This is a genomic window from Microbacterium sp. SORGH_AS_0969 (assembly GCF_030818255.1).
In the GTDB taxonomy this organism is placed as follows: Bacteria; Actinomycetota; Actinomycetes; order Actinomycetales; family Microbacteriaceae; genus Microbacterium.
In genome coordinates this window covers 1,259,747-1,278,914 of record NZ_JAUTAG010000001.1, presented here as the reverse complement: position 1 = coordinate 1,278,914, position 19,168 = coordinate 1,259,747, and the positions used below count along the sequence as shown (strand labels likewise).

Here is a 19,168-nt window from a genome sequence, read left to right as displayed (position 1 = left end):
TCTCTCGCCCGCGCGACCCCGCACGGAACCTCACGACGACGATCGACGACGTACTACGAAACTGAGAAGACATGGCTGACGACATCACGCCCGAGCCCGACGAGGTCCGGTCGGAACCCGCGCACAACCACGGCAGGATCGACCAGGTCGACCTCCAGCTCGAGATGCAGCGGAGCTACCTCGACTACGCCATGAGCGTCATCGTCGGTCGTGCCCTGCCGCGCGTCGAAGACGGTCTCAAGCCGGTTCACCGTCGCGTGATCTACGGCATGTACGACGGGGGCTTCCGCCCCGACAAGTCGTTCTCGAAGTGCGCCCGCGTGGTCGGCGAGGTGATGGGGCACTACCACCCCCACGGCGACGCCCCGATCTACGACGCCCTCGTGCGCCTCGTGCAGCCGTGGTCGCTGCGATACCCCCTCGCGCTCGGACAGGGCAACTTCGGCTCGCCGGGCAACCAGGGAGCGGCTGCTCCGCGCTACACCGAGACGAAGATGTCGCAGCTCGCGCTCGAGATGGTGCGCGACATCGAAGAAGAGACCGTCGACTTCGAGGACAACTACGACGGTCAGACGCAGGAGCCCGTCGTCCTGCCGTCGCGCTTCCCGAACCTGCTCGTCAACGGTTCGGTCGGCATCGCGGTCGGTATGGCGACGAACATCCCGCCGCACAATCTCCGCGAGGTCTCCGCCGGCGCGCTGTGGGCTCTCGAGAACCCGGATGCCACCCGCGAGGAACTGCTCGAAGCCCTCATGGAGCGCATCCCGGGGCCTGACTTCCCGACCGCCGCGCAGATCCTCGGCACGCGCGGGATCAAGGACGCCTACCGCACCGGTCGCGGCTCGATCACGATGCGCGCCGTCGTCAACATCGAGGAGATCCAGGGCCGCACGTGCCTCGTGATCACCGAGCTGCCGTACCAGGTGAACCCCGACAACGTCGCGGTGAAGATCGGCGACCTCGCTCGCGAGGGCAAGATCACCGGTATCGCCGACATCCGCGACGAGACCTCGGGTCGCACTGGTCAGCGCCTCGTCGTCGTGCTCAAGCGCGACGCGGTCGCCAAGGTCGTGCTGAACAACCTCTACAAGCACACCCAGCTGCAAGAGAACTTCGGCGCGAACATGCTCGCGATCGTCGACGGCGTGCCCCGCACCCTGTCGCTCGACGGCTTCATCAGCCACTGGATCGACCACCAGCTCGACGTCATCGTGCGCCGCACGCGCTACCGGCTCCGCAAGGCCGAAGAGCGCATGCACATCCTGCGCGGGTACCTGAAGGCGCTCGACGCCCTCGACGAGGTCATCGCGCTCATCCGTCGGTCTCCGACAGCCCAGGATGCCAACGAGGGACTGCAGAAGCTCCTCGACATCGACGACATCCAGGCGCAGGCCATCCTCGACATGCAGCTGCGTCGTCTGGCAGCGCTCGAACGGCAGAAGATCGTCGACGAGGCGACCGAGCTCGAGGCCCGCATCGCGGACTTCAACGACATCCTCGCGACCCCTGCCCGCCAGCGCACGATCATCCGTGACGAGCTGACCGGGATCGTCGACCGCTTCGGCGACGACCGTCGCACCCAGATCCTGCACGGCTTCGACGGCGACGTGTCGATCGAAGACCTCATCGCCGAAGAAGAGATGGTCATCACCGTCACGCGCGATGGCTACATCAAGCGCACCCGCAGCGACAACTACCGGTCGCAGCATCGCGGCGGCAAGGGCGTGAAGGGTGCGCAGCTGCGCGCCGACGACGTCGTGGAGCACTTCTTCGTCACCACGACGCACCACTGGCTCCTGTTCTTCACGAACAAGGGTCGCGTCTACCGTTCGAAGGCCTACGAGGTCCCCGAAGCGGGTCGGGATGCCAAGGGCCAGCACGTCGCGAATCTGCTCGCGCTCCAGCCCGATGAAGAGATCGCGCAGATCCTCGACATCCGCGACTACAACGTCGCCACCTACCTGGTGCTGGCGACCCGCAACGGTCTGGTGAAGAAGACGCGCCTCGACGAGTACGACACCAACCGGCAGGGCGGCGTCATCGCGATCAAGCTCCGCGGCCAGGTGGCCGAGGAGGGCGACGACACCGAGCCCGGCACGGCCGACGAACTGGTGAGCGCTCTGCTGGTCGACGAGGGCGACGACATCCTCCTCATCAGTCGGCTGGGAATGTCGCTGCGGTTCTCCGCGACCGACAGCGCGCTGCGGCCGATGGGTCGGTCGACGTCGGGCGTGAAGGGCATGGACTTCCGCGAGGGCGACAGCCTGCTCTCGGCATCCGTCGCCAAGGACGACGAGTACGTCTTCGTCGTGACCGAGGGCGGCTACGCCAAGCGCACGGCGGTGACCGAGTACCGCATGCAGAACCGCGGCGGCCTGGGCATCAAGGTGGCTCGTTTGACCGACGATCGAGGCGTCCTCGCGGGCGGAATGATGGTCTCCGAGGGCGACGAGGTCCTTGTGGTTCTTGCCAGCGGCAAGGTGGTACGCTCTGCCGTGGCCGAGGTGCCCGCCAAGGGACGCGACACGATGGGTGTCGTGTTCGCCCGTGCTGGAGGCGACGATCGCATCATCGCGATCGCTCGAAACGCCGAACGAAACTTGGCAGAGACGACGGAGACGACCACGGAGCCCGCCGCAGCCCCTGCGGACGAGGCCGACGCCTCCGCTCCCGAGACCCCCGAGGAAAGTACTGACGCATGAGCACGGTAGCCGACAAGCTCGCTAAGAAGTCGACTCACAAGACCCCCGCCAAGCAGGTCCGCCTGCGCCTGGTCTACATCGACTTCTGGTCGGCGGTGAAGCTGTCGTTCCTGGCCGCCGTGGCGGTCGCGATCGTGACCGTGGTGTCGTACTTCCTCATCTATCTCGTCGTGAGCGCCACGGGCCTCATCACGAAACTCGACGAGTTCTTCACGAGCTTCACCGACGGCGGCGCGACGCTGTCGCAGTACGTCGGGCTCCCCCAGGTGATGGCGTTCGCGGCGATCGTCGCGATCCTCAACCTGGTCGTCATCACGGTTCTCGGCGCGGTCGTCGCCGGAATCTACAACCTCGCGGTCAAGGTGACCGGCGGTCTCCTGGTCGGCTTCACCTCGAACTGAGGCCGATTCGGAAAAACCTCGGGATTCCGGTAAAGTCTTCGAGGTTGACGACATCACGTCGTCACAACGGGGCTATAGCTCAGGCGGTTAGAGCGCTTCACTGATAATGAAGAGGTCCCAGGTTCAAGTCCTGGTAGCCCCACCCCATCCCCACGGGGCCTTAGCTCAGTTGGTAGAGCGCCTGCTTTGCAAGCAGGATGTCGGGAGTTCGAATCTCCCAGGCTCCACATCTTCGTCACCCCGGCTCCGGCCGATGCGGGACTCTTCACGGTCCGAGGCGCACGCCGCCGCCGTCGCGCCGCTATGGTGTCGCAATGGACATGCGAGTCGCCGCCTATGCCATCGTCACCGGCTCGAGCGACCGTTTGTTGCTGGCGCACTGGGTCGAGGGCCGTCGGGCGGCGTGGACGCTCCCCGGGGGCGGTCTCGAGGCGGGGGAGGACCCCGAGCGCGCGGTCCGGCGCGAGGTGCGGGAGGAGACGGGCTACCGTGTGGTGGTCGATGAGCTGCTCGGCATCCATTCCCGAGTGATACCGGCGTCCGGGCGTCTGTCGGACGATGCCGACGGTCCGCTCCACACGCTGCGCATCGTCTACCGCGCCCACGTGGTCGGAGGGCGTCTCCGCCACGAGGTCGGGGGATCTACGGACCGTGCAGAGTGGTTCTCGTTGCCGGCGGTCCGCAAGCTTCGCCGTGTTCAGCTCGTGGACATCGCGCTCCGCATGGCGAAGATCTCGCCGCGCGGGACGGAGGAGTCAACGCTCACGCACGAGGCGCGGTGATATCGGCGACCGTCGCGTCGTACGCGTCGATCAGGTCGTCGGCCTCGACGAAGAGGCTGTAGCCGTGCGCCCCGGCCCCCATGGCGATGCGCTGGCCGACGATGCTCTCGTCGGCGTAGACCGGCCAGTCGGTCGTGCTGCCGATCGGCACGATCGTCCCGCGTTCGTATCCAGTCGCCGCCAGGGCGAGCTCGGGTTCGGGCAGTCGGAGCTTGTTGACTCCGACGACGGCGCGGAGCTTGGGCCACGAGATCGCCCGGTCACCGGGCACGAGCGCGAAGAGATACGTGTCGTCGGATCGCTTGACCACGAGCGTCTTCACGATGGCCGCGGAGGGGATGCCGAGGAGTTCGGCCGCCTCGTCCAGGCTCGACGCCGCCGGACGCTCCCGGATATGGACGGAGAGGCCGCGCTCGCGCGCGGCCTCTCGGACTCTGATGGTGGGGTCGCTCACGCGTCCGGTGCACGCAGCGGGTCGTCGGCCACCCACAGCTCGTCGTCGGCACGAAGTGTCTGCCACGCGGCGTAGGCCACACCGGCCGCCGCGACGACGCCGAGGATGATGGCGATGACGCCGCCGGCGCCGATGCCGTCGTTCTGGTGCGGAAGCTTTTTGGCGAGGTTCTTCGACGCCTTCTTGCCGTATTTCTCGGCGCGCTTCGCGTACTTATGGGCATCGAGCTCGAAGCCCTGGCCCTTCGCGAGGCGGTCACGCGTGTCGCCCGCGGCATCCCACACCGACATCGCCCCGCCGACGACCGCACCGGCCGCCGGAATGAGCTTGTTGCTGAGGAAGCGGTTGCTGTACTTCACGCTCTTGTCGACGTAGGGCGCGGCGTACTTGTTGTAGCCGTCTTGGACGGCGGGGACGAGGTCTTCGCGGCTGAAGCGACCGAGCTGGTGGCCGGCTTCGCGAGCCACCTTTCCGCTCTCGCCCAGCAGCACCTGCTGCGACTCCCACACCTTCGCGGCGTGCTTCTGGAGCTTGCGCAGTTCCTTCTTGCTCTTGCGGCTGAGGCCCACGGCTCATCCTCCCTGTCGATGGGATGTACGTTGCTTCATCTTGCCAGACCGGGCGGTGCCCACCACGGACCCTTGCAGATAACTCTGAGAGAATGTACCCATGGCTACTCACACCGCCGTCGCGACCTTGCACACCAACCACGGCGACATCGTGGTCAACCTGTTCGGCGACCACGCTCCCCGTACCGTCCGCAACTTCATCGGCCTCTCCGATGGAACGCAGGAATGGACCAACCCCGCCACCGGCGCCAAGGGTGAGGGTCCGCTCTACAAGGACGTCATCTTCCACCGCATCATCCCGAACTTCATGATCCAGGGCGGCGACCCGCTCGGTCAGGGCATCGGCGGGCCCGGCTACAACTTCAACGACGAGATCCACCCCGAGCTCGATTTCACGCAGCCCTACAAGCTCGCCATGGCCAACGCCGGCCTGCGCCGCAACGCCATCACGGGCCAGGCCGAGGGCACCAACGGCTCGCAGTTCTTCATCACCACCGACCCGACGCCGTGGCTGCAGGGCAAGCACACCATCTTCGGTGAGGTGGCCGACGACGCGTCGAAGGCCGTCGTCGACGCCATCGCTGCGGTGCCCACCGGTGCCCAGGACCGTCCGAAGGCCGACGTCGTCCTGCACTCGGTCGACGTCGTGGCCGTCTGATCTTCGAGGCGGCGGCGGGTGTCCACGACCGACGAGTTCCGTCGTAACAGCGACAACTTCTGTTACCGGCATCCGGATCGACAGAGCTTCGTGCTCTGCCAGCGATGCCTGCGTACGGTCTGTTCGGAATGTCGCACACCCGCCGCCGTCGGCGTGATCTGCCCCGAGTGCATGGCTCAGCAGCGCGCCGCGGAGACCCCTGCCCAAAAGAAGGCGGAACGACGCTGGGCATCGCGTCGCCCGGCCGTCGTGGTCGCCTCGGGACGACCCCTCGCGACGCTGACGATCATCGCGATCACAGGCCTGGTCTACATCATCGGGATCATCCCCGGTCTCGGGTCGATCCTGAGCAACGCGCTCATGTTCTACGGCCCGTACCTCGTTCCGCAGTTCGGGGCGTTCGAGCCGTGGCGGCTGTTCACCGTCTCGCTCGTGCACTCCGGCTTCTTCCACATCGCGCTGAACATGCTCGCGCTGTGGTTCATCGGTCGAAACCTCGAACCGCTCCTGGGGCGATGGCGGTTCGTCGTCCTCTACGTCCTCGGCACACTCGGCGGATCCGTGGCGGTGGCACTCCTCGCGCCGCTGACCCCGGTCGTCGGCGCCTCGGGCGCGATCTTCGCCCTCTTCGGCGCCCTGCTCGTCATCGGGCGCCATATCGGCGCCGACATCCGCGTCATCGCCGTGCTGATCGGCATCAACTTCGCATGGCCGTTCGTCGTCGCGCTCATCACCTCGATCGGTACGGGCGACTTCATCTCCGCGCTCAACGGCGTCGGGATCTCCTGGCAGGCGCACCTGGGTGGCCTCATCACCGGGGCGGCCGTGGGCTTCGTCTACGCGCCGGACGCGTCTCGCGCGTCAGAGAGCGTTGCAGATCGGGCTGCTGGTCGGGGTGGGCGCGGTGCTTCTCGCGCTGCTCGTGATCCCCGTCGTCGTGTACTACTGAGAGTTATCCACAGGCTCATCCACAGGTGGGGATGAATTACACACGTGTAAGTCGGGTGAAATTCAGCGCCAGCGCGTGGTCATCAGGAAGCCCACGAAGGCGATTCCGAAGCCGATGACGAGGTTCCACGGGCCGATGCCGGGAATGGGGAACTGCGAGTTGCTGAGGTAGAACACCAGGACCCAGACCAGGCCCACCAGCATGAGACCGATCATGATGGGCAGGAACCACACAGGGTTCGGTGCCGACGCGCCTTCGTTGCGCTCGGCGATCGGGTCGTCGCCGTTTCCAGTTCGAGCCATGCGGCCCAGTCTAATGCTCAGGTGCTGTGCGACCCACGGAACTAGAATCGCCTGGTGGACACCGCATCCTCTCCGCAGACGCGTCGCGACGCTCGCCGTGGCTCTCGCCGGCGTTCCGCTCCGCGGCGCCGGGTATCGGTCATCGGTGTCTTCGGTGACCTGCTGCTGACCGCGGGCGTGCTCGTGCTTCTGTTCGTCGCCTGGCAGCTCTGGATCGGCGACGCGATCATCGGTGCCCAGTACAAGAACGAAGCCAGTTCACTGACCGACAAGTGGGCGACCGAGACACCCGCCCCCGCGCCGTCGCCGACCGCTTCGTCCTCCGGAGCGCCCGCCCCGACGGAGCCGGCCACCGCCGAGCCGCCCGCTCTGCCACAGCCCGGCGACGGCGAGGTCTTCGGCGTCCTGCGCATCCCGCGCCTGGGGTCGGACTACCAGTTCAAGCTGGCGGGCGGAGTGAGTTCATCGGTCACGCTCGACCCGATCGGCGTGGGGCACTACCCCGACAACGCGATGCCCGGTCAGGTCGGCAACTTCGCCATCGCGGGACACCGCGGCAGCCATGGCGCTCCGTTCGCCGACCTCCCCTCTCTCCACATCGGCGACGCCATCGTCGTCGAGACCCCCGACGGCTGGTACACCTACCGCTACCGCAACCTCGAGTATGTGCAGCCCGACGGCGTCGGCGTGCTGCTCCCGGTCCCGCAGGCCGCTCAGGTGGAGGCAACGGATCGGTTGATCACGATGACCACGTGCAGCCCGCGTTACGGATTCTCGGAGCGTGCCATCGGCTACGGCGTCTTCGAATCGTTCACGCCCCGCGCCAACGGCGCCCCTGCTTCGCTGACCTCTGGAGCCGCCTGATGTACGGAGCCCTCTGGCGTGTGCTGCCCGGACCCTGGTGGGTGCGGGTGCTCATCCTTCTCGTCCTCGCTGCCGCGGTGCTCTACGGACTCTTTTACTACGTCTTCCCCTGGGTGAGCGACATGGTCTACCCGCAGGAGGTCACGGTCGAGTGAGTCGGTGGCGCGTGGTCGTCGTCGACAACCGCGACAGCTTCGTCCACACCCTCGCCGGGTACCTGAGCGATCTTTCGGTGCGAGCGTCGAGACGCTTCCCGCGAACGACCCGACGCTGCTCCACGCGGTCTCGACACGCGCCGAGGCCGTCGTGATCTCACCCGGGCCCGGTCATCCCGATCAGGCGGGAGGGTCGATCGAGGTCGTCCGAGCCGCACATGACGCGATGCGTCCGCTCCTCGGCGTCTGCCTCGGCCATCAGGCGATCGCGGTCGCGTTCGGAGCCCGCGTCGACCACGCCCCCGAGCTCCTGCACGGCATCACGAGCCGCATCCGCCACGACGGACGAGGCGTGTTCGCCGACCTGCCCGACGGGTTCGCGGCGACGCGCTACCACTCCCTCGCCGTGTCGGACGGAACACTCCCCGCTGAGCTCGAGGTCACGGCGCGTACCGACAGCGGCGTGATCATGGGCCTCCGCCACCGGTTCGCGCCGATCGTCGGCGTCCAATTCCACCCGGAGAGTGTGCTGACCGAGGGGGGTCACCGGCTTCTCGGCAGATGGATGGAGGATGCCGGATGCCGCGGCGCCGCCGAGCGCGGGGCGACCCTCCACCCCCGCCGCGTCAGGAGCCCGAGCAGGACGTGAGCGTGATCTCGCTGTGGACCGGGACCTCACCGGGAGCCAACGACTGCGTCTTGACCGTGGGGCTCGGGACCGAGGCCGCGCAGCTGGGATCCTCTTCGACCTTGACCGTCAGCTGCGTCGCATCGGACTCGAGCTGGCGCTTGGCGGCATCCACGGTGTACCCCGTGTAGTCGACGATCACGACCTGGCCGCTGGCGACGATGAGGTTCACGGTGGTGTTCTTGGCGAGCTGCGAACCCGCCTCAACGTTCGTCACTGCACCGCCGCTCGCGACATTCGCGGAGATCACGGTGTTCGCGGCGAGAGCCGGGTCGTTCTGTCGCCGGACCGAACCGACGGAGAGCCCCGCCTGCTGCAGCGCGGTGCGCGCGGCCTCTTCGCTCATCCCCGAAAGGGTGGGCATGGTGGCGAGATCGGGGCCGCTCGAGACGTAGAGCACGACCTCCTGACCCTCCGCGACGGACGTGTCGGCGGCAGGCGTCGTCCGCGTGACGTTTCCGGCGGCGATCTTGTCGCTGGGTTCGTCGACGCGCTTGGCGACGAGGTCTTCCCCCTCCAGCGCCTCGACGGCCCGGTCGTACGACATGTCGACGACGTTGGGCACGGCTCGGCCGGCGGACGGGACGTTGTTCGAGGGCTGGATCTGCATCACCCAGAACAGCACGGCGACCAGGAGCACGGCGAGAACGGTGACACCCGCCCAGATCCAGGCGACGGGAGGGCCCGGCTGCGTACGGCGCATCGTCGTGTCGGTGCTGAGCTGGCGCAGCGACCGTGCGGTCTCGGCCGCCTGACGCGGGTTGGGTCCGTAGAGCTCGTTCGACAGCGCCGACATCTGACGCTTGGTCGGACCCTTGCCGTCCACGGTGGCATCCAGCGCTTCCCGGAAGCCGGCGGCATCCTGCGGGCGTTGGAACGGATCTTTCGCGAGGGCGCGGAGCACGATGGCATCCAGAGCCGTCGAAACGGATTCGTTGACCTCGCTCGGCGGCACCGGGGCTTCGCTGACGTGCTGGTACGCGACGGCCACGGGTGTCTCACCACGGAACGGCGGTCGGCCGGTCAGCAGTTCGTAGAGGACGACACCCGTCGAGTACAGGTCGGCACGCGCGTCGACCGACTCGCCCTTCGCCTGTTCCGGAGAGAAGTAGGCGGCCGTGCCGACGATCGCCGTCGTCTCGGCCACGGTCGACGAGGAGTCCGACACCGCGCGCGCGATGCCGAAGTCCATGACCTTCACACCGCCGGATTCGGTGATCATCACGTTGCCGGGCTTGATGTCGCGGTGCACGACACCGGCGCGGTGCGAGTACTCGAGCGCCTCGAGGATGCCGTCGACGTACCGCAGTGCGTCGTCGGTGGGAACGGGGCCCGCCGAGATGATGTCCTTGAGCAGACGCCCGTGGACGAGTTCCATGACGATGTACGGAACGGGACGTTCCTGGCCGTCCGGGCCCGTCTCCACGTCTTCGCCCGCGTCGAACACCCGCACGATCGTGGGGTGCGCCATGCGCGACGCGGCCTGCGCCTCGAGGCGGAAGCGCGTACGGAAGGCCGCGTCGCCGGCGAGATCGGCCTTGAGGACCTTGATCGCGACGGTCCGCCCGAGCGTCTGGTCGTAGCCGCGGTAGACGCTCGCCATGCCGCCACGACCGATGAGGTCGTCAACGCGGTAGCGTCCGGACAGGACGCGCGTCTCAGTGGTCACGAAGGAACTCCAGGGTGGTGCGTGTTCGAGGGGTCAGTTCTTGGGCGACGCGGAGGTCGTCGGCGACGGACCGCCGGAGATGGTGGCCGAGGCCTCGCCCGAGGGACCCGCGGTCCGATCGGTGCCCGAGCAGCTGACCGTGTAGGTGACGCGGAGAGTCGACCCGGGCGAGTTGCTCACCACCAGTTCGGCGTTGCGCTCGTCGGGGGAGAACGACGCCGTCGACGAGCCGTTGGTGGCGAAGGTGCCCTGCTCGGCGGTGAAATTGTACGACGTCACGTTGCCCGTGCCCGAGGGGCAGGTGTACTGCTGCCACGAAACCTGCACCGTGGCGCCGGCCGCGACCGACGACGGCAGAGTGGGCGTTCCCGGCTGGCTGAGGGGCGTCTCTTCGCCGTAGACCGTCACCGTGATGTTGGTGCCCGCAGGGTTACGACCGGTGGGGTCGACGATGTAGACCTTGCCGACCTCGTCGGCGCTGGTCGCCGCATTTCCGGTGGCGCACGTGGCCGCGAGGTTGTTCTCGCGGAGGATTGCGCGGGCCTCGTCACATGTGCGGCCGACCAGCTCGAGCGAGTCGACGTCGACGAGCGTCTGCGAGGGCGACGGAGCCGGCGAAGGCGTCGACGCGCTCGGCACCGGCGTGGCTGCGGTCGGAGCCGTGCTCGAGGGGGCCGCGTCGGGCTCGTTCTGGTTGGTCAGCAGAGCGGCGAGCGTTCCTCCGAGGACCAGGACGAGCAGCACGATCAGCGCGATGAGCGGCCACGTGAGCCGGCTTCGCTTCTTCTTCTGCGGCACGGTCTCTTCGGTGTGCTCCTCGGTGAGGAGCGACGTGGCCGCTGGCGTCGGCATGAGGCGCGTCGCCGCGCCCGTCTGTCCGGGAGACAGGAGCTGCGTGACGTCGTCGGCGACGGCGGCACCCGCGGCGATGGCGGGGACCGCGGCCGCGGCGGCGGTCAGGTCTCCCCGGCGCAGGGCCGTGGCGGCGCGCGAGACGGCGGCGGCCGAGGCGGGCCGGTCGTCGGGCTTCTTCGCGATCATCGCCATCACGAGGTTCTGCACCGGAACCGCCACGGTGGGCGGGAGCGGCGCGGGCTGCTCGTTGATCTGGGCCATCGCGATCGCGACCTGCGACTCGCCGGTGAAGGGGCGCTTGCCCGCGAGGCACTCGTACGCGACGATGCCGAGCGAGTAGATGTCGGTCGCCGGAGACGCCGGGTGTCCGGACGCCTGCTCGGGCGACAGGTACTGCACGGTGCCCATGACCTGACCGGTCGCGGTCAGCGGGACCTGGTCGGCGATGCGGGCGATGCCGAAGTCGGTGATCTTGACGCGGCCGTCGGGCGTGATCAGCAGGTTGCCCGGCTTGATGTCGCGGTGGACGAGACCGGCCGCGTGCGCAGCCTGCAGCGCGGCGGCGGTCTGCGCGACGATGTCGAGCGTCTTGTCGGTCGACAGCGAGCCCTCGCGCTCGAGGATCGTCGACAGGGCTTCGCCGGGGACGAGTTCCATGACGAGGAAGGCGCTGCCGTCTTCCTCGCCGTAGTCGAACACGCTGGCGATGCCCTCGTGGTTCACGAGGGCGGCGTGGCGGGCCTCGGCGCGGAAACGCTCGAGGAACCCGGGGTCGCCCATGTATTCGTCTTTGAGGATCTTGATGGCGACGGTGCGTCCGATCACATGATCGGTCGCCTCCCACACCTCACCCATACCGCCGATCGCAATACGCGTATCGAGCTCGTACCGTCCTCCGAAGGTCACTCCCTGCGTCGGTCTCATTTACCCAGCACCGCCTCCATGACCTTCTTCGCTATCGGGGCGGCAATGTCGTTGCCGCTCCCGCTCTGCCCCTGGCCCCCGCCGTTCTCGACCACCACTGCGACGGCGACCTTGGGGTCGTCGGCCGGAGCAAAACCCGTGAACCAGAGAGTGAACGGACGTGTCGATCCGTTCTCCGCGGTGCCGGTCTTACCGGCGACCTGGACCCCGTCTATTCTTGCATTCGACGCCGCGCCGTCCTGGACGTTCGCCGTCATCATCGAAACCATCTGTGCCGCGAGATTCGCGTCGAGCGCGCGGCCGAACTCGCTGTCAGCGCGCTCGTCGGTCACCGACAGGTCGGACTCGATCACGCGGTCCACCATCCGCGGGTTCATCACCACCCCGCCGTTCGCGATTCCGGCCGACACCATCGCCATCTGCAGCGGGGTCGCGGTCACCTGTCCCTGACCGAATCCGCTGAGCGCCGTCTGCGCGGCGTCGAGACCCGAGGGGTAGCTGGACGCCGTCGAGGTCAGGGGCATCGAGAACTGCTTGTTGAAGCCGTACTTCTCGGCTTCGGCCTTGATCGCGTCGTCGCCGAGCTCGACGGCCAGCTCGGCCATCGGGATGTTGCAGCTCAACCGCAACGCGGTGGCGATCGTGACGGTGTCGCCGCCGCCGCACGTGCCGCCGCCGGCGTTGCGCACGACGCTGCTCGACTGCGGCAACGTGTACTCGGCCACGTTCGGGAAGCTCGAGTCGGGGGTGTACTTTCCGGATGCCAAGGCCGCCGACGCCACGACCAGCTTGAACGTCGACCCCGGAGGGTTGAGGTTGCCCGCGATGGCGCGGTTGTCCATCGGCTGCGACGGGTCGGCGACCAGCTGATCGTAGGTCGAGTCGACGGCATCCGTGTCGTGGGACGCGAGGGCGTTCGTGTCGAAACTCGGCGTCGACACCATGGCCAGGATGCGGCCGGTCGAGGGCTCCATCGCGACGACAGCACCCTGCAGACCGCCGAGGGCGTCCCACGCGGCGCGCTGAACGTTGGCGTCGAGCGACAGCTCCACGTTCGCGCCTCGGGGCGCCTGACCCGTGATGGCGCGATTGATGCGCGAGAAGAACTCGTTCTCTCCCGAGCCGCTGAGCACCGAGTTCTCGGCATCCTCGATCTGGGTTCGCGAGTCGAGCACGGGGTTGACGTACCCGGTCACGGGAGCCCACATCTGCGCGTCGGTGTACTGGCGCTGCCAGCTGTAGACGTCGTCCGCCGGCACCGACTGCGCGATCGGGCTTCCGCTCGCGATGATCGAGCCGCGCTGGATCTCGTACGAGTCGTAGAGGGCGCGAGTGTTGCCGGGGGCATCGGTGAGATTGCCCGCCTGGGCGACCTGGATAATGCTCGTCGAGGCGAACAGGGCGAGGAACATCGCCAGCATGACGATGCTGAGGCGTCGGAGTTCTTTGGTCACGGTGCCTCCTCCGGTCGGGGAGCGCCGAGGGGCGCGGTGGGGGGCGCGATCGTGGGCGTCATCAACCGATCACCACCCGGGGGCGGCTGCGCACGGCATCCGAGATCCGCAGCAGGAAGGCCACGATGATCCAGTTGGCCACGAGCGAGGAGCCGCCGGCGGCGAGGAACGGGGTGGTCAGGCCGGTCAGCGGGATCACGCGCGTGACACCGCCGACCATGATGAACACCTGCAGCGCGATCGTGAACGAGAAGCCGGTCGCCAGGAGCTTTCCGAAGTCGTCCTGACCCGCGAGACCGATGCGGATGCCGCGGCTCGCGAACACCATGTAGAGCGCGAGGATCGCGAACAAGCCGACGAGACCCAGCTCTTCACCGAGGCTCGGGACGATGTAGTCGCTCTGCGAAAGCGGGGTGATGTACGGGCGGCCCTGGCCGAGACCGGTGCCGAAGAGTCCGCCGTGCGAGAGGCCGAAGATCCCTTGCACGAGCTGATAGCTGCCGCCGTCGCGGTTGATGACCTCGGGGTTGAACGCGTCGAGCCAGTTGGCGAAGCGCCCGTTGACGTAGGGGAGGACCCGGGATGCCAAGAACGCTCCGGTCGCAGCGAGGACGACACCGATCAGCACCCAGCTCGTCTTGCCGGTCGCGACATAGAGCATCGCGACGAACATGCCGAAGATGAGCAGACCCGTACCGAGGTCGCGCTGGAGCACGATGATGCCGAGCGAGACGAGCCAGATGATCAGGAGTGGGCCGAGCTCGCGCGCGCGGGGCCAGGTCATGAAGAGGAACCGGGTGCCCGTGGAGGTCAGGCTCTCACGGGTGCGCACGAGGTAGCCGGCGAAGAAGATCGCGAGGCAGATCTTGGCCAGCTCACCCGGCTGGAACGACACGAACCCGAGCGAGACCCACACGTCGGCGTTCTGCTCGGTACCCAGGCCCGGGACGAACGGCAGGAGCAGCAGCAGGATGCCGATGAGACCCGAGAGGTAGGTGTAGCGGAAGAGCACGCGGTAGTTGCGCACGAAGACGACCACGGCGAGAGCGGCGACCAGAGCGATGGCCGCCCAGGCGATCTGGCGGTTGGACGTGGCATCCCAGCCCTCGAGGCGGACCGCGAGGTCGATGCGGTAGATCATCGCGATGCCGATCCCGGTCAGCACCGTGGCGATCGGCAGGACGAAGGGGTCGGCGTCGCGGGCGCGCAGGCGCAGCACGACGTGGAGGATCAGCGCGAGGACGGCGGGAATGCTCGCCAGCGTGAGGAAGCCCGACTCGATCGCGCCGGTGGCGCCCAACTGCACGAGGACGAGAGCGGCGCCGTAGACGGCGATCGCGAAGATCAGCAGGCCCAGCTCGCGATTGCGCTGCGTGGCGGGGACGCGGATCTTCTTCAGGGCGCGCATCACGGCCGTGTCGGTCGACACGGCGTTGTCGCGGGTCAGCTTCTGATCGGTCATCCGCCGGCCTCCGGGGTGGGACGCAGACGCTCCACGATCTGTTCGGCGTCGGACAGGGAGCGCGCCGAGATCGTGGCCTCGACCGTCTGGCGGTCGAAGTCCGAGAGGTCGGCGAGGACGATGTTGGTGTCTTCGTACACCGACGACAGCGAGATCGGGCCGATGGACTGCTGCACTCCGCGGTAGATGACGACGGAATCGTCGTCGGCGCCCACGTAGTACCGCGTCTGGGTCCAGTTGTAGCCGGCGAAGAGAGCGAGGCCGATGCCGGCCAGCACGATCAGGAGTGCGGCGAGCCAGCCGAGGCGGCGCCGACGGGCGCGGCGCCGGTCTTCCTCGATGAGCTCCTCGAGGAACTCGGGCGCGGGTTCGAAGTGCGTCGGCTCGTTCGCGGCCTGGCGGACGGGGTGCAGCCAGTTCGATCGCGCCGGTCGGCCCGCGGGAGCGACGGCTCCAACCGGGTTCAGCGCCGAACCGACGATCGTCGGCGTGCCGGTGAAGACGGGGTGCTGGCCGCCGACGTCGACGATGACGACGGTGACGTTGTCGGGCGCCCCTCCGTCGAGCGCCTGCTTGAGGAGCGCGTCCGCGGTGCGGGCGGGCGGCATCCCGAGGGCGAGGGTGCGGTCCGTGTGCGTGTCGTCGACGACGCCCGAGAGTCCGTCGGAGCACAGCAGCCAGCGATCGCCATCCTGCGTCGGCATGATGAACGTGTCGATCTCGGGATCGGGGTCCATGTCGCCGAGCACGCGCATGAGGACCGAGCGGCGCGGGTGGTACCGCGCCTCTTCGGGGGTGATGCGACCCGAGTCGACCAGGCGCTGCACGAACGTGTGGTCGGTCGTGATCTGGGTGAGTTCGCCGTCGCGGTAGAGATAGATGCGCGAGTCGCCGATGTGGCCGATGACGGCGTAGTCGTCGACCATGATCAGCGCGCTGACGGTGGTTCCCATGCCCGCGAGCTCGGGTCGGCGCGCGACCGTGTCGATGAGCTCGGCTGCCGTGTCGGACAGGGCGTCGCGGAGGGCGTGCTCGGCGTCGGCGGGGGTCGGGAAGGGCTGGTCCAGCTCGGTCATGCGGTGGATCGCGAGGCTCGACGCGACGTCACCGCCCGCGTGGCCGCCCATGCCGTCGGCGACCACGAAGAGATTCGAGCCGGAATAGCCCGAATCCTGGTTGTTGGAGCGCACCTTGCCCGTGTGGGAGATGGCGGCGCTCGAGCCCTGGAAGACCATGGAGGAGGGTTACTTCCTCAACTCGAAGGTCGTCGCGCCCACCTTGATCGGGGCGCCGACCTTCACCTGCACCGGGGATGCCACGCGCACCCCGTCGTGCGTGGTGCCGTTGGTCGAGTCGAGGTCTTGCAGCATCCACTGGTTGCCCCACAGCACGAGCCGCGCGTGGTGGCTGGAGGTGTAGTCGTCGCGGACCACGAGACCGGACTCGCTCGAGCGGCCGATCGTGAGCGGTTCGGTGCCGAGCGGGAGCTCGAGACCGACCTTCGGGCCGCTCGTGATGACGATGCGCGAGACGGTTTCGGTGGTGGCGAGCCCGCCGGCGGGCGCGGGCGCCGGGGCGGGCTGCCGCTTGACCTGGGTGGTCACCGCGTCGGGAGACGCGACCGGGGCGGGAGCGGCGGGGGCGGATGCCGCCGGCTCGGGCAGCTTTCGCACCTTGACGCCGAAGAGGTCGGCGCGCAGCGAGTACACCACGCCGAAGACGAAGAACCACAGGAGGACGAGGAAGCCTCCCTGCAGCAGCAGAAGAGTCAACGGACTCATGACAGGGGCCCCCGCTCCCGAACGTCGAACAGGCGCGTGGCGTCGGAAACCGCCGCGCGTCGCGCCGGCTGCGCCTGCGCCACCACACGGAACACGATCGTGGTGCGACCGATGGAGATGGTCGAATCGGGCGGAAGTGCGGCTTCTGACACTTTACGGCCGTTGAGGGTCGTGCCGTTGGTGGATCCGAGGTCGCGGACCATCGCGCGCTCGCCGTCCCAGAGGATCTCGACGTGCTTGCGGCTGGTGCCGGCGTCGGGGATCGTGATGTCGGCGTCGCTGCCGCGCCCGATGACCGTGCGCGCGCGGGTGAGCTCGTGCCGCGTGCCGTTGATGTCGACGACACCGCGCCACGAGACCTGGCCCTCGCTGGTCTGCGAGTCGACGCGGAGGGTCCCCGTCGACAGCGACTCGTCGCGTTCGATCGAGATGGCGAGGGGACCGGCGAACGAGTACCCCTGTGTGCTGGCGTGCTTCTTCACGAGCGTGGTGAGCTCGGTGACGAGGGTCGACCCCAGGGCGCTCATCTTCTCGTCGTCGGCGGGCGAGAGGCGCACCGCGAACGCGTTGGGCGCGAGGATGCGGTCGCGGGTGACCACGACGGCCTTCTTGTCGAGTTCACTCCGCAGCGCGGAGGCGATCTCCACCGGCTGGATGCCACTGCGGAAGGTCTTCGCGAACGCACCGTTGACGGCGCGTTCGAGACCCTTCTCGAAACTGTCGAGTAGTCCCACGAGACTCCTTCGGGCAGGCAGACCAGTAGGCACATCGTAGTCAGGGCGGCTGAGCAGGTCATGGATGACGCCTGCAGAGCCCGCGTTTCGCTGTGTTGACGCGGCCGTGATACTCTCGGGAAGTTGGTCGCGCGGCATCCTCGATGTCGCGCACGCGCGAGTGGCGGAATAGGTAGACGCGCTGGCTTCAGGTGCCAGTGCCTTCACGGGCGTGGGGGTTCAAGTCCCCCCTCGCGCACAGATGAGAAAGGCCCCCGGGTTCATCCCGGGGGCCTTTCTCATCTCTGCGGGAGCGGGAGGGCTTGGGGCTTATAGGCAAGAACGTGTGGATGGCTCGGGCGTGTCAGCTCCGTCCTGCCCATCCGGTTCGGATCCAGAGGCCTTCCTCGGCGGTGACGGCGGTGTCGTAGAGAGCTGGCTGTCCGTCGTCGTCGGGCTCGTCGGGTGTGGCCGGCGGGGTGGGCGTGATGGCGTGCCGGTGCGCGCGCTCGAGGGGAACCTCGTGCAGCAGCAGGAACCACTCGACGGCTTTGCGGCGGTGCTCGGTGGGCATGCCCCGGTGATGGCGCAGAAGGTGGCGGATCTGACTGTTCAAACCCTCCAGGCGTGAAGTGGTGCGGGGGTTTCCGTGCTGGAGAGTGGTGAACACGTGCCCTGATTCTGCGGCGCGATGAAGGACATTCCAGGCTCGGCGGAGTTTGAAGTGGGTGAACCCGAAGTGCCCGTTCGCGTAGAGGGTGCGTTCTTTGGTGAGATGCCCGTGGGTCTGCCACCACGCTTGCAACGTGAGCCGCCAGGAGATGGCGTCATCGATGGTGTGGACCGCGGTCAACGCGAGGGAGATCTGGCGCAGGTCGCGGCCGGCGCGGGTGCGGGGATTGCGCGTCAGCTCGCGGGTGACGTTCAGTTGCAGGTGGAAGATGCAGCGTTGCACGGCGGTGTCGGGCCAGGTCGTGGCTAGGGCGGAGCGGATGCCGGAACCGCCGTCGGTGACGACGACGACCGGGGGCGGGACCTGTTCGAACAGGGCCGTCCACGCGGCGGTGGATTCTCGGGCGCACCACTGCCAGGCGAGGACGCGTCCGGTGTCGGATTGGGCGACGAGAAGGCACCAGGAGCCGATCCAGACACCGTCGACGAGGACGACATCGTGAACTTCGCCGGTGACCGGCATCACGGGCTGCAGACCCCAGCACCAGGCGGTGTCGTGACGAAATGAGCGCCCGGTTCCGCCGCCGATTTCCGCTTGCGTTGTTTTGCCCGTCAACCAGCGCAGGAACCGGCGCAGCTGCTCCCGCTCGCTCACGTCGCGTCGGGAGCGGACAGATGATGCGCCGCAGTCGGGGCAGCGCCATCGCTGTGTTCCGGCGGCGGTCTTACCGTTCTTCACCAGCCGAGCACCGCATATCACGCAGAGCGCCTGATTCGAGGGATGGTCCACGCCTAAGCGTCGCGGACCATGCACAACCCCGTTTCACCGCGTGATCGCGCGGCTAGATCACCATCCCATCCACACGTTCTTGCCTATAACCCGGCTTGGGACCCATTCTGGGTTGGGCCCACGCCGCCCGAGGCTCCGCGCGCCGCGAAGCGGCGTGTGGAGAGGCGGTGGGGAAAGTCCCCCCTCGCGCACACAAGGGTCTGTACTTGGATTCAGACCCAGTTGTACGTAAACAGGAAATGGCCGGTCAGTTTCAAATCTGATCGGCCATTTCTGTTCTCCGGCGCGCGTGCCGTACACGAGGCCCTAAGTGACCTCCGTCGA

18 protein-coding genes, 3 tRNA genes and 1 pseudogene are annotated in these 19,168 nt (G+C 67.7%); 11 read left to right on the top strand and 11 right to left on the bottom strand.

The features are described from left to right. The first annotated feature begins 71 nt into the window (after positions 1–71). The 5 genes from gyrA to QE388_RS05900 all read left to right on the top strand — a co-directional run bounded on the left by gyrA (position 72) and on the right by QE388_RS05900 (position 3,885). Positions 72–2,702 carry a DNA gyrase subunit A gene (gene gyrA / locus QE388_RS05920; protein ID WP_307383831.1) on the top strand — a complete coding sequence of 877 codons (2,631 nt, stop codon included), beginning with the start codon at positions 72–74 and terminating at the stop codon, positions 2,700–2,702. Then, the gene (locus tag QE388_RS05915) at positions 2,699–3,103 is read left to right on the top strand and encodes a DUF3566 domain-containing protein (protein WP_058596192.1); all 405 of its coding nucleotides are present in this window, start codon (positions 2,699–2,701) and stop codon (positions 3,101–3,103) included. Before gyrA ends, QE388_RS05915 begins: the two co-directional genes overlap by 4 nt. A 68-nt stretch (positions 3,104–3,171) precedes the next feature. After that, positions 3,172–3,245 (top strand) — tRNA-Ile (locus QE388_RS05910). A 12-nt stretch (positions 3,246–3,257) separates the two neighbouring features. Further along, positions 3,258–3,330: transfer RNA gene (locus QE388_RS05905), tRNA-Ala, on the top strand. Between the two features lie 87 nt (positions 3,331–3,417). Further along, positions 3,418–3,885 carry an NUDIX hydrolase gene (locus tag QE388_RS05900; RefSeq protein ID WP_307383826.1) on the top strand — a complete coding sequence of 156 codons (468 nt, stop codon included), beginning with the start codon at positions 3,418–3,420 and terminating at the stop codon, positions 3,883–3,885. Here the strand turns inward: QE388_RS05900 and QE388_RS05895 are convergent. Both QE388_RS05895 and QE388_RS05890 read right to left on the bottom strand, forming a co-directional pair. After that, positions 3,866–4,339, bottom strand: a complete 474-nt coding sequence (locus QE388_RS05895) for an aminoacyl-tRNA deacylase (protein ID WP_307383824.1) — start codon at positions 4,337–4,339, stop codon at positions 3,866–3,868. The genes QE388_RS05900 and QE388_RS05895 overlap by 20 nt on opposite strands. Next, positions 4,336–4,908: a hypothetical protein gene (locus tag QE388_RS05890; protein WP_058596189.1), complete on the bottom strand. Its 573-nt coding sequence runs from the start codon at positions 4,906–4,908 to the stop codon at positions 4,336–4,338. The genes QE388_RS05895 and QE388_RS05890 overlap by 4 nt, the downstream gene beginning before the upstream one ends. 100 nt (positions 4,909–5,008) lie before the next feature. Here QE388_RS05890 and QE388_RS05885 point away from each other — a divergent pair, with 100 nt between their 5' ends. Together QE388_RS05885 and QE388_RS05880 are read left to right on the top strand one after the other, a co-directional pair. Then, positions 5,009–5,566, top strand: a complete 558-nt coding sequence (locus tag QE388_RS05885; protein ID WP_275796832.1) for a peptidylprolyl isomerase — start codon at positions 5,009–5,011, stop codon at positions 5,564–5,566. 18 nt (positions 5,567–5,584) lie between these two features. Beyond that, on the top strand, positions 5,585–6,550 hold the full coding sequence (locus QE388_RS05880; RefSeq protein ID WP_307383819.1) for a rhomboid family intramembrane serine protease: 966 nt from the start codon (positions 5,585–5,587) through the stop codon (positions 6,548–6,550). Positions 6,551–6,577: 27 nt separating this feature from the next. On the opposite strand, the gene QE388_RS05875 is transcribed toward QE388_RS05880, so the two are convergent. Further along, positions 6,578–6,817, bottom strand: a complete 240-nt coding sequence (locus QE388_RS05875) for a cell division protein CrgA (RefSeq protein WP_058596186.1) — start codon at positions 6,815–6,817, stop codon at positions 6,578–6,580. Positions 6,818–6,871: 54 nt separating this feature from the next. On the opposite strand from QE388_RS05875, the gene QE388_RS05870 reads away from it, so the two are divergent. The 3 genes and pseudogenes from QE388_RS05870 to QE388_RS05860 all read left to right on the top strand — a co-directional run bounded on the left by QE388_RS05870 (position 6,872) and on the right by QE388_RS05860 (position 8,485). After that, the gene (locus QE388_RS05870; RefSeq protein WP_307383815.1) at positions 6,872–7,681 is read left to right on the top strand and encodes a class E sortase; all 810 of its coding nucleotides are present in this window, start codon (positions 6,872–6,874) and stop codon (positions 7,679–7,681) included. Then, positions 7,681–7,836: a hypothetical protein gene (locus QE388_RS05865; RefSeq protein WP_193751324.1), complete on the top strand. Its 156-nt coding sequence runs from the start codon at positions 7,681–7,683 to the stop codon at positions 7,834–7,836. The genes QE388_RS05870 and QE388_RS05865 overlap by 1 nt, the downstream gene beginning before the upstream one ends. After that, positions 7,833–8,485: pseudogene (locus QE388_RS05860) on the top strand (aminodeoxychorismate/anthranilate synthase component II). Before QE388_RS05865 ends, QE388_RS05860 begins: the two are co-directional and overlap by 4 nt. Here QE388_RS05860 and pknB read toward each other — a convergent pair. From pknB to QE388_RS05825, 7 genes are all read right to left on the bottom strand, one after another. Beyond that, entirely contained in the window at positions 8,463–10,193 is a 1,731-nt protein-coding gene (pknB, locus tag QE388_RS05855; RefSeq protein ID WP_307383809.1) for a Stk1 family PASTA domain-containing Ser/Thr kinase, read from the bottom strand. The pseudogene QE388_RS05860 and the gene pknB sit on opposite strands and share 23 nt — an antisense overlap. A gap of 33 nt (positions 10,194–10,226) precedes the next feature. Next, entirely contained in the window at positions 10,227–11,972 is a 1,746-nt protein-coding gene (locus QE388_RS05850; protein ID WP_307383806.1) for a serine/threonine-protein kinase, read from the bottom strand. Then, positions 11,969–13,426, bottom strand: a complete 1,458-nt coding sequence (locus tag QE388_RS05845; protein ID WP_307383803.1) for a penicillin-binding protein 2 — start codon at positions 13,424–13,426, stop codon at positions 11,969–11,971. Before QE388_RS05845 ends, QE388_RS05850 begins: the two co-directional genes overlap by 4 nt. Before the next feature lie 61 nt (positions 13,427–13,487). Next, positions 13,488–14,888 (bottom strand): FtsW/RodA/SpoVE family cell cycle protein, encoded by a 1,401-nt coding sequence (locus QE388_RS05840; RefSeq protein WP_307383799.1) that lies wholly within the window; start codon positions 14,886–14,888, stop codon positions 13,488–13,490. Further along, entirely contained in the window at positions 14,885–16,123 is a 1,239-nt protein-coding gene (locus tag QE388_RS05835) for a PP2C family serine/threonine-protein phosphatase (RefSeq protein ID WP_275796850.1), read from the bottom strand. The genes QE388_RS05840 and QE388_RS05835 overlap by 4 nt, the downstream gene beginning before the upstream one ends. 9 nt (positions 16,124–16,132) lie before the next feature. After that, positions 16,133–16,669, bottom strand: a complete 537-nt coding sequence (locus tag QE388_RS05830) for an FHA domain-containing protein (protein ID WP_307383796.1) — start codon at positions 16,667–16,669, stop codon at positions 16,133–16,135. Then, positions 16,666–17,403, bottom strand: a complete 738-nt coding sequence (locus tag QE388_RS05825) for a DUF3662 and FHA domain-containing protein (RefSeq protein ID WP_275796855.1) — start codon at positions 17,401–17,403, stop codon at positions 16,666–16,668. The genes QE388_RS05830 and QE388_RS05825 overlap by 4 nt, the downstream gene beginning before the upstream one ends. Positions 17,404–17,557: 154 nt before the next feature. On the opposite strand from QE388_RS05825, the gene QE388_RS05820 reads away from it, so the two are divergent. Beyond that, a tRNA-Leu gene (locus QE388_RS05820) sits at positions 17,558–17,641 on the top strand. Between the two features lie 105 nt (positions 17,642–17,746). Here the strand turns inward: QE388_RS05820 and QE388_RS05815 are convergent. After that, positions 17,747–18,814: an IS1249 family transposase gene (locus QE388_RS05815; protein WP_307383792.1), complete on the bottom strand. Its 1,068-nt coding sequence runs from the start codon at positions 18,812–18,814 to the stop codon at positions 17,747–17,749. Positions 18,815–19,168 lie beyond the last annotated feature (354 nt).

Excerpts from the sequence above, each read along its gene's own strand:
- gyrA (WP_307383831.1), top strand. The coding sequence starts at position 72 with ATGGCTGACGACATCACGCCCGAGCCCGACGAGGTCCGGTCGGAACCC.
- QE388_RS05875 (WP_058596186.1), bottom strand. The coding sequence starts at position 6,817 with ATGGCTCGAACTGGAAACGGCGACGACCCGATCGCCGAGCGCAACGAA.
- QE388_RS05830 (WP_307383796.1), bottom strand. The coding sequence starts at position 16,669 with ATGAGTCCGTTGACTCTTCTGCTGCTGCAGGGAGGCTTCCTCGTCCTC.
- QE388_RS05865 (WP_193751324.1), top strand. The coding sequence starts at position 7,681 with ATGTACGGAGCCCTCTGGCGTGTGCTGCCCGGACCCTGGTGGGTGCGG.
- QE388_RS05850 (WP_307383806.1), bottom strand. The coding sequence starts at position 11,972 with ATGAGACCGACGCAGGGAGTGACCTTCGGAGGACGGTACGAGCTCGAT.
- QE388_RS05900 (WP_307383826.1), top strand. The coding sequence starts at position 3,418 with ATGGACATGCGAGTCGCCGCCTATGCCATCGTCACCGGCTCGAGCGAC.
- QE388_RS05835 (WP_275796850.1), bottom strand. The coding sequence starts at position 16,123 with ATGGTCTTCCAGGGCTCGAGCGCCGCCATCTCCCACACGGGCAAGGTG.
- QE388_RS05885 (WP_275796832.1), top strand. The coding sequence starts at position 5,009 with ATGGCTACTCACACCGCCGTCGCGACCTTGCACACCAACCACGGCGAC.
- QE388_RS05840 (WP_307383799.1), bottom strand. The coding sequence starts at position 14,888 with ATGACCGATCAGAAGCTGACCCGCGACAACGCCGTGTCGACCGACACG.
- QE388_RS05915 (WP_058596192.1), top strand. The coding sequence starts at position 2,699 with ATGAGCACGGTAGCCGACAAGCTCGCTAAGAAGTCGACTCACAAGACC.